Origin of the sequence: Halohasta salina (genome assembly GCF_024178165.1) — an archaeon.
GTDB lineage: Archaea > Halobacteriota > Halobacteria > Halobacteriales > Haloferacaceae > Halohasta > Halohasta salina.
In genome coordinates this window covers 780,408-788,121 of record NZ_JAMZIE010000001.1, presented here as the reverse complement: position 1 = coordinate 788,121, position 7,714 = coordinate 780,408, and the positions used below count along the sequence as shown (strand labels likewise).

At 65.5% G+C, this 7,714-nt stretch carries 9 protein-coding genes; 5 read left to right on the top strand and 4 right to left on the bottom strand.

Annotation, left to right across the window (positions count from 1 at the left end; translation table 11 throughout):
• Positions 1–330: 330 nt before the first annotated feature.
• From NKJ34_RS03975 to NKJ34_RS03955, 5 genes are all read left to right on the top strand, one after another.
• Positions 331–1,155 carry a class I fructose-bisphosphate aldolase gene (locus tag NKJ34_RS03975; RefSeq protein WP_253736961.1) on the top strand — a complete coding sequence of 275 codons (825 nt, stop codon included), beginning with the start codon at positions 331–333 and terminating at the stop codon, positions 1,153–1,155.
• Entirely contained in the window at positions 1,152–2,012 is an 861-nt protein-coding gene (locus NKJ34_RS03970) for a class 1 fructose-bisphosphatase (protein WP_253736960.1), read from the top strand. The genes NKJ34_RS03975 and NKJ34_RS03970 overlap by 4 nt, the downstream gene beginning before the upstream one ends.
• 69 nt (positions 2,013–2,081) lie before the next feature.
• The gene (locus NKJ34_RS03965; RefSeq protein ID WP_253736959.1) at positions 2,082–3,275 is read left to right on the top strand and encodes a mechanosensitive ion channel family protein; all 1,194 of its coding nucleotides are present in this window, start codon (positions 2,082–2,084) and stop codon (positions 3,273–3,275) included.
• 95 nt (positions 3,276–3,370) lie between these two features.
• Positions 3,371–4,291 (top strand): cation diffusion facilitator family transporter, encoded by a 921-nt coding sequence (locus tag NKJ34_RS03960; RefSeq protein ID WP_253736958.1) that lies wholly within the window; start codon positions 3,371–3,373, stop codon positions 4,289–4,291.
• Positions 4,292–4,363: 72 nt separating this feature from the next.
• Positions 4,364–5,113, top strand: a complete 750-nt coding sequence (locus tag NKJ34_RS03955) for an aspartate/glutamate racemase family protein (protein ID WP_253736957.1) — start codon at positions 4,364–4,366, stop codon at positions 5,111–5,113.
• A gap of 53 nt (positions 5,114–5,166) precedes the next feature.
• Here NKJ34_RS03955 and NKJ34_RS03950 read toward each other — a convergent pair whose 3' ends face one another.
• From NKJ34_RS03950 to NKJ34_RS03935, 4 genes are all read right to left on the bottom strand, one after another.
• Entirely contained in the window at positions 5,167–5,892 is a 726-nt protein-coding gene (locus NKJ34_RS03950) for an SOUL family heme-binding protein (protein ID WP_253736956.1), read from the bottom strand.
• A 65-nt stretch (positions 5,893–5,957) separates the two neighbouring features.
• The gene (locus tag NKJ34_RS03945) at positions 5,958–6,341 is read right to left on the bottom strand and encodes a thioredoxin family protein (protein WP_253736955.1); all 384 of its coding nucleotides are present in this window, start codon (positions 6,339–6,341) and stop codon (positions 5,958–5,960) included.
• 46 nt (positions 6,342–6,387) lie between these two features.
• On the bottom strand, positions 6,388–6,942 hold the full coding sequence (locus NKJ34_RS03940) for a PH domain-containing protein (protein ID WP_253736954.1): 555 nt from the start codon (positions 6,940–6,942) through the stop codon (positions 6,388–6,390).
• Complete coding sequence (locus NKJ34_RS03935) at positions 6,939–7,682, bottom strand: PH domain-containing protein (protein ID WP_253736953.1); 744 nt, start codon at positions 7,680–7,682, stop codon at positions 6,939–6,941. The genes NKJ34_RS03940 and NKJ34_RS03935 overlap by 4 nt, the downstream gene beginning before the upstream one ends.
• Positions 7,683–7,714: the final 32 nt, after the last annotated feature.

Here is a 7,714-nt window from a genome sequence, read left to right as displayed (position 1 = left end):
TCGACGCTCCGAGACAAACGTCTTGATTGGGAACATCGTTTGTCGGGTGGCACGAACGTGTCACCCTTGCCCGCTGTGACTTCCAGCTACTGCTGAGAACTGACCAACAATCATCTACCCAAGAGCGATAATCATTAATATTACTTGACTTTGCGCTTCCTCTGATATTTTGTTTACAGAAACGGCCGAAACGCCGGACATTGTTGGAGTTTTTACTACAACTGGAAATAAGGCTCAGACGCTGAAAACGGCGTTTTGGGTGGCTCTAACGTATCAAATCTGAAGGGTTGACCACAGTATTTTTATGGTAGATTGAGGGACATACTACTGATGATTCCACACGCTGACGACGCGATCACGCGCGACGGCAAGTCGCTCATCCTCGCCTACGACCACGGGCTAGAGCACGGTCCGGTCGACTTCGAACCGAACCCCGCGACCGCCGACCCCGATCGCGTTTTCGAGATCGGGACCCACGACGCGGTGACAGCGGTCGCCGTCCAGAAGGGGATCGCCGAAGGCTACTACCCCTCCTACGAGGATCAGGTGACACTGCTCGCGAAGCTCAACGGCACCTCGAACCTCTGGATGGGCGAACCCAACTCGTCGGTCAACTGGACGGTCGAAAACGCCGCCGAGGTCGGCGCGGACGCCATCGGCTTTACGGTCTACGGCGGTTCGAACCACGAGATCGAGATGGTCGAGGAGTTCCGCGACGCACAGGAGGCCGCCCGCGAGCACGACCTCGGCGTCGTCATGTGGTCCTACCCGCGCGGACAGGGACTGAAAAACGCGACCACGCCGTCGACGATCGCCTACTCGACTCGCTTGGGCCTCGAACTCGGCGCGGACATCACGAAGGTGAAGTATCCCGGCTCGCCGGAGGCGATGAGCCACGCGGTCAACATGGCCGCCGACTCGAAGGTCGTCATGAGCGGCGGCTCGAAGACCGACGATCAGGACTTCCTGACGACGGTCCGCAACGCGATGGACGCCGGTGCCGACGGCCTCGCCGTGGGCCGGAACGTCTTCCAGCGTGACAACCCCGAACAGATCCTCGACGGCCTCGAGGCCGTGATCTTCGAGGAGGCAAGCGTCAGCGAAGCCCTCGACGTGATGGGCTCGGAACCCACCAACCCGGCGGCCCTCGAATGAGCGCCCACAGCGACACCCTCGACGAGATCTTCGAGACGTTCGCGGCACTGGCTCCCGACATCCGGGCCTCACTGCCCGGTCGACGGGTCAAAAGCGACGAGACCAACCCCAGCGGCGAGACCCGACTGGAGGCCGACGCCTACGCCGACGAACTCATCGAGGACGCGGTCGCCGAGATCGACGGCGTCGGAATCTACGCCAGCGAGGAGCAGGCCGATCCGGTCGACGTCGGCGACGGCCCGGTGTCGATCGCCTGCGACCCGCTGGATGGCTCCTCGAACATCAAACCCAACAGCCCGATGGGGACGATCATCGCGGTCTACGAGGGCGAGCTGCCGGCCAGCGGCGACGACCTGCTGGCCTCGGGGTTCGTCCTCTTCGGCCCGATCCTGACGATGACCGTCGCCCGCGACGGGGACGTCTACGAGGCCAACGTCGGCGACGGCGAGATCGACGTCATCGACGACGACGTAACCATCCCCGACGAGCCGGTCGTCTACGGGATGGGCGGCCGGGTCCCCGACTGGACCGACGGCTTCGCCGCCTTCATCGACGAGGTCGAACAGGAGTACAAGCTCCGCTACGGCGGCGCGATGGTCGCCGACGTCAATCAGGTGCTGACCTACGGCGGGATCTTCTCGTATCCCGCCCTCCAGTCGGCCCCTAACGGCAAGCTCCGTCTCCAGTTCGAAGGGATCCCGATGGCCTACATCGTCGAATCCGCCGGCGGCGAATCCTCCGACGGCAGCGGGTCGATCCTCGATGTCGAGCCCACCGAGTTCCACCAGCGTGTGCCGGTCCACCTCGGCAACGCCGAACTGATCGACCGCGTCGAAACCCACCTCGCCGACGCGTAGCGGCTGCCCGCGGTTTTCTTCCGGTTGTCGTATCAACGTTATTTTATATATTCGGCCGATAGTGTGTGTATGCAGGTTACGGGCATCGTGACGCGGTTGGAGGCCGTGTTGGGGGATTTCGTCTCGACGGAGGTCCAGATCGGCGTGAGTCTGGTGGTGGTCGTGGTGGCGCTGGCGGCCGCGGGGGTCGTACTCCCTCGGCTGGTCGACCGGAGCCGGCAGCTGACCGCCCGGCTGACCCGCCAGCGGCTCGGCGACCGGGCCACCGAGATCGCCGACCGCATCGAGGACGTCGTGCCACTGTCGCTGCTTTTCACCACGGTCGTCAGGCTCGTGCAGGCGCTGCTGTTCGTGGTGATGGTGGTGGCGCTGCTCGTCGTCTGGGGGCTCGTCGACGTCGCGTGGTGGCTGATCGGGCTGCTGGAGACGGCGCTGCCGGCGCTGACAAAGCTGATCGCGACCGTGGGACTGTTGATCGCCGGTGGGTTGGCGAACAATTTCCTGCAGGACGCCATCTCGGAGTTCACCAGCGACACCAGCCACGTGACCGCCCATCAGGAACAGATCCTCACGCGAGTCGGACAGGTCGCGCTACTGGTGGCGCTCGTCGTCGGCGTCCTCAGCGTCTGGAACATCCAGATCGGCGGCATCCTCGTCGGTGCCGGGTTCCTCGGGATCGTCGTCGGGATGGCCGCCAGACAGACGCTGGGGTCGCTGATCGCGGGGTTCGTCCTCATGTTCTCGCGACCCTTCGAGATCGGCGACTGGGTCGCCGTCGGCGACAATCAGGGGATCGTCACCAAGATCACGATCATGAACACCCATCTGCGGAACTTCGACGGCGAACACGTCGTCATCCCCAACGACAACGTCGGCGAGCAGGCAGTCATCAACCGGAGCCGCGACGGCAAGCTCCGAGTCCACGTCGAGGTCGGCGTCGACTACGAGGCCGACCCGAGCCGTGCGGCCGAGATCGCCCGTGAAGCCGTCGAGGAAGCGCAGTTCGTCGACGGCAACCCCCAGCCACAGGTGTTCCCTGTCGAGTTCGGCGGCTCCTCGGTCAACCTCGACGTGCGATTCTGGATCTCGCCGCCGACTCCCCAGAAGCGCTGGCGGGCGACCGCTTCGGTAATCGACTCGGTCAAAGCCCGGTTCGACACCGAATCGATCGCGATCCCGTTCCCACAACGCACCGTCGGCTACCGCACGGTCGACGACGATTCGGTGGTCGACCGGGAGGCAACCGTCGAGTCGGCCGACTGATTAGACGCAGTCGAAAACGGCTGTAGACGTGCCAAAGAACCCCGTTTGATCCCGGAAACCCGAATCCTCAAGTGTCGGTTCCGACAAGGAGAGGTATGGATGCCGACGACGCCCGGCGGCGGTTTGCGCGAGCGTCGTGGGCCAACGTCGCCGGCAACGCGGTCAAGATCATCGTCGAGGGCGCGGCGGGGCTCGCGTTCGGTTCGGTCGCGCTGGTCGCCGACGCGGCCCACTCGGTGGCTGATCTCGTCGCCAGCGTCGTGGTCCTCGTCTGGGGGAGCAGTGCCTACAGCGACCCCGACGAGGCCCACCCCCACGGCCACGAGCGGATCGAGCCGCTGACGGCGCTGTTCGTCGGCGCGGTGATCGTCGTCCTCGGGCTGAACCTGCTGTTCGAGTCGGCGCAAGGGCTCATCGAGGGTCCGGAAGTCAGATTCAGCTACCTGCTGATCGCGGCGCTCGTGTTTTCGATGGTCGACATGTATCTGGTCTACTGGTACACCGAGCGGGCCAACGAGGGTGTCGGGTCGACCGCGCTGTCCGCGCTTGCGACCGACTGTCTCAACGATCTGTACACCACGGTGGCGGCGATCGTCGGCGTCCTCGGGGTGTTGGCCGGCTATCCGATCCTCGATCCGATCGCTGGCGGGCTGGTGAGCCTGCTGGTCGTCGCTCAGGGCATCGAGATCGGCCGGGAGAACCTCGATTACCTCGTCGGAGCCGCCCCGACCGGGGCCAAGCGCGCGGAGATCACCGACGAGATCAAATCCCATCCGGCCGTCGAGGGGATGCACGACCTGACGGTGTTCTACGACGGGACCGTGTTGGAGGTCGAGGCCCACGTCGAGGTCGACGGCGAACTGACGCTTCGGGAGGGCCACGATCTCGAAAGCGAACTGGTCGACGGACTCAGGGCGGTCGAAGAGGTCGGCGACGCCCACGTCCACCTCGATCCCTCGGGGCTCGGTGAGTGGAAGGACGCCGCCGAAGCCGACGGCGAGTCTCGGGGCCGGTAACACGGCGGTCGGTCGTCTACGGCGTGGGAGGAACCAGTACATACTATACGACGAGCGTTCGACACGGAGCCAATGAGTGACGACCAGTCGGTTCGCAGTACGCCACGGACGGTCGGGATCCTCGGTGGAATGAGTAGCCAGTCGACAGTGGAGTACTATCGGCTCATCGACGAGGGGATCAACGACGTCCTAGGAGGACACAATGCGGGTGAGCTACTGATCCGAAGCGTCAACTTCGCCGAAATCGAGGGGTACATCGACACCGAACAGTGGGACGAGGCGGCGGCGTATCTCTCCGATGCGGCACGGAGCCTCGAGATGGGCGGCGCGGACGTCGTCATCATGGCAACCAACACGATGCACAAGGTCGCCCCCCAAATCACGGAGGCGCTGTCGATTCCGTTCCTCCACATCGTTGACGTCGCTGCCGACGCGATACACGCGGCCGGTATCGACACGGTCGGTGTGCTAGGAACCCGGGCGACGATGGAGGGCGAGTTCTACCGCGGCCGGTTCGAGGACCACGGAATCGATGTCGTCGTTCCGAACCACGCGGAGCGTGAGGACGTCGACCGGATCATCTTCGAGGAACTAACCAGAGGCGAGGTTCGAGACGAGTCCCGCGAGAGGTATCTCGATGTCATCGACTCGCTCACCGCTGCCGGTGCCGAGGGCATCGTCCTCGGGTGTACGGAGATCGAACTCCTCGTCGAACAGGACGACCGCCTCGGGGTACCGATGTTCGACACGACAGCACTCCACGTCGAGCGTGCCGTCGAATACAGTCTCGCTACGGAGGATACCGTTCAAAACGGTCGGTGAAAACGGGAAACCCTGTGCATGCTGGTGGGAACGACGAGTGGGGGACCCACTGATCAATCGACGTCGACTTCGACGGCGACTTCGGTGCGCCGCATGAACGGCGGCGTCCACGGGGCGTCGTACCGCAGCAGGAACGGCTCGCCGACCGGAGTGATCTCCTCGCGCCGGATGGTCGACAGAAGCCGCCGTTCCATGCGCCCGACCCGCCACTCCGGGGCGTACCACGAAAACCGACGGACGGCGACCGTCATCTCGGGGTCGACACGCAACTCGACCGCCGGATCGATCGGCTCCGGGGCCGTCTCGGCGTCGTAGTCGGCTGGAAGGTAGAACGCCATCCGCGTCCCGTCGCTGGTGGCACTGTCGACCTCGGCGTCGGGACTGCCGTGGTCGGCGTCGGGACTGCCGTGGTCAGCACCGTCGGCCGTGGTAGTCTCGACGCGGTCGCCATCGTGGTCGACCGCTCCCGAACGGACCGGCGTCGTCATCGGGAGCGACCCGCCGCGCGTCTCGACGGGCGTCGTCATCGAGAGCGACGTCCCGGTCACGTTGACCCCCGAGATGTAGCGATAGAGTCGCCCGAAGGCGGTTCGTTCGTCCGAGGCGGTCGTCTCGACGGTGACGGTCTCGGGATACCGTCGAATCTCGACACCGTCGACGGTCCGCAGTCGCTCGTAGGGCACCGATTCGGTCGACCGCGCCGCGTAGAGTCCCCAACCGATCCAGCCAGCGAGCACGACCACCCCGGCAACGAGGGCGGCCTTCAGACGTCGTTTCATACCGACTGTTGGACGGCGAGCCGAATGAACTGTATGGCAGCCAGCCGTGACAGTCCGGCTGCCGATCAGTTCAACGCGTCCTCGATCCACGCGGTCAGCTCGTCGCCGGGGATGAACCCCTCGGCGCGGCGGTCGACCGGCTCGCCGTCGACGAACAGGACGAAGAGTGGCACGCTCCGGACCTCGAAGCGGTCGACAAGCGGCGGGTCGTCCCGCGGGTTGACCATCCCGACCGCGACAGCGAGTTGGCGGGCGACGTTGCCGAGTATCGGCTCCATACTCGCACAGATCCCACAGCCTTCGGTGTAGAACTCGACCAGTGCGGCGTCGTGGTCGGCCACGAACGCGTCGAGAGCCGGCTCGTCGGCGAGACTGGTTGGCCGGCTCGGCGACTGGCTGTCGACCGACGAGTCGGCGGGGTCGGACGCGGAGTCGGACGGCTCGGACATGGCTACCGGTAGGAGGGGACGGTATCTAAGCGGTTCGCCCGTCCGACTACTCACGGACAGGGGGATGTTCGTCGACCCGCCGTCGGATCTCCCGGAGGGTCGAGAGCACGGCCTGCCACTGCTCGGGGGTGCCGGGAACCCCACGGGCCTCGCCGTGGTCGATCTGCTCGTTGATCGCCTCTTGGACCGACCGGGGATCGGAGATTCGGCGGAAGTGGATGTCCTCGCCGCCGGCGACCTCGACGGTGACCGTGCCGTAGCCGAAGATCGAGCCGCGGACCGACTGCTCGTAGGCGGTGTTCTGGACTTTCGAGAGCGTGACCCGGCGGACCGACCGCCCCAGCACGCCGGTTTTGACCCAGATCGCCCGCGTCGTCAGCAGATAGGTCGTCCGCTGAACTTGGAGGTAGGCCACGATGGGAAGCGGAATCCCCAGCAGACCGACCGTGGCCAGCCGGGGGTCGACGGTCGAGGCGAGCCAGACCGCGGCGACCAGCACCGCCAGTCCGGCGGCGACGCTCCCGGCGATCGTCGTCAGCCGGGGGCGGCCCTCCCAAAGCTCCGTTTCCGACGCCCGGAGCCAGCGCCAGTCGTCGCTCATCGGTCGTCGGTCGACTCGGTGACCGCGGGCTCGAAGGGATCGGCCCCAGCCGTCTCGCTGTCGGCAGGCTCACCGTCGGTCGGCGCATCCACTCCGGCGTCGGCCGTCGTGTCCGCTCCGGCATCGGCCGACGCATCCGCTCCGGCGTCGGCCGGCGCGTCCGGTTGGCTGCCGGTCGCCTCGCCGTCGAGGGCCTGTCGAATCCCGCGGAGTTCGGTCAGGATCGCATCGAGCGTGTCGTCGACGTCGCCCTCCTGGTCCCGGCTGCCGTCCTCGCGGCGCTCGATCTCACGGGAGATGAGCTCCTGGATCTCGGCGGGGGTGGGGATCGACCGGAACCGGAGTTCGACGCCGGAACTGCCGGCGGTGCTGATCTCGACGGTGCCGTACCCCAGCGACGAGCCGATCGGACTCTGGCTGTAGGAGATGTTTTGGACCTTGTCGAAGCCGATCTGTTTGACGTCCCGCGAGAGGATTCCACGCTTGCGGTAGAGCCCGCGGGTGGTCACGACGTAGTTCGTGTTCGTAAACGAGAGGTAGGCGACGACGACGATCGGGATGCCGATCAACACGAACGACAGCGGAATCCCGACGGCCAACGCCGGCAGGAGGCTGCTTTTGTGCGGTGTGCTCGCCCACAGCACCTCCTCGCCGTCGTCGAGGGTCAACCACTCGAGGTCGACCTCGGCCGTCGAGTCGTCTGCGACGTCAGGCCCGACTGGACGTGTGTCCCTACTCATAGCGGCTACTGTATGTGTATCGACAAAACAGC

What these genes read in the sequence shown, in the direction of transcription:
- NKJ34_RS03965 (WP_253736959.1), top strand. Translation starts at nt 2,082, where the DNA reads ATGCAGGTTACGGGCATCGTGACGCGGTTGGAGGCCGTGTTGGGGGAT.
- NKJ34_RS03955 (WP_253736957.1), top strand. Translation starts at nt 4,364, where the DNA reads ATGAGTGACGACCAGTCGGTTCGCAGTACGCCACGGACGGTCGGGATC.
- NKJ34_RS03935 (WP_253736953.1), bottom strand. Translation starts at nt 7,682, where the DNA reads ATGAGTAGGGACACACGTCCAGTCGGGCCTGACGTCGCAGACGACTCG.
- NKJ34_RS03975 (WP_253736961.1), top strand. Translation starts at nt 331, where the DNA reads ATGATTCCACACGCTGACGACGCGATCACGCGCGACGGCAAGTCGCTC.
- NKJ34_RS03940 (WP_253736954.1), bottom strand. Translation starts at nt 6,942, where the DNA reads ATGAGCGACGACTGGCGCTGGCTCCGGGCGTCGGAAACGGAGCTTTGG.
- NKJ34_RS03970 (WP_253736960.1), top strand. Translation starts at nt 1,152, where the DNA reads ATGAGCGCCCACAGCGACACCCTCGACGAGATCTTCGAGACGTTCGCG.
- NKJ34_RS03945 (WP_253736955.1), bottom strand. Translation starts at nt 6,341, where the DNA reads ATGTCCGAGCCGTCCGACTCCGCGTCCGACCCCGCCGACTCGTCGGTC.
- NKJ34_RS03960 (WP_253736958.1), top strand. Translation starts at nt 3,371, where the DNA reads ATGGATGCCGACGACGCCCGGCGGCGGTTTGCGCGAGCGTCGTGGGCC.
- NKJ34_RS03950 (WP_253736956.1), bottom strand. Translation starts at nt 5,892, where the DNA reads ATGAAACGACGTCTGAAGGCCGCCCTCGTTGCCGGGGTGGTCGTGCTC.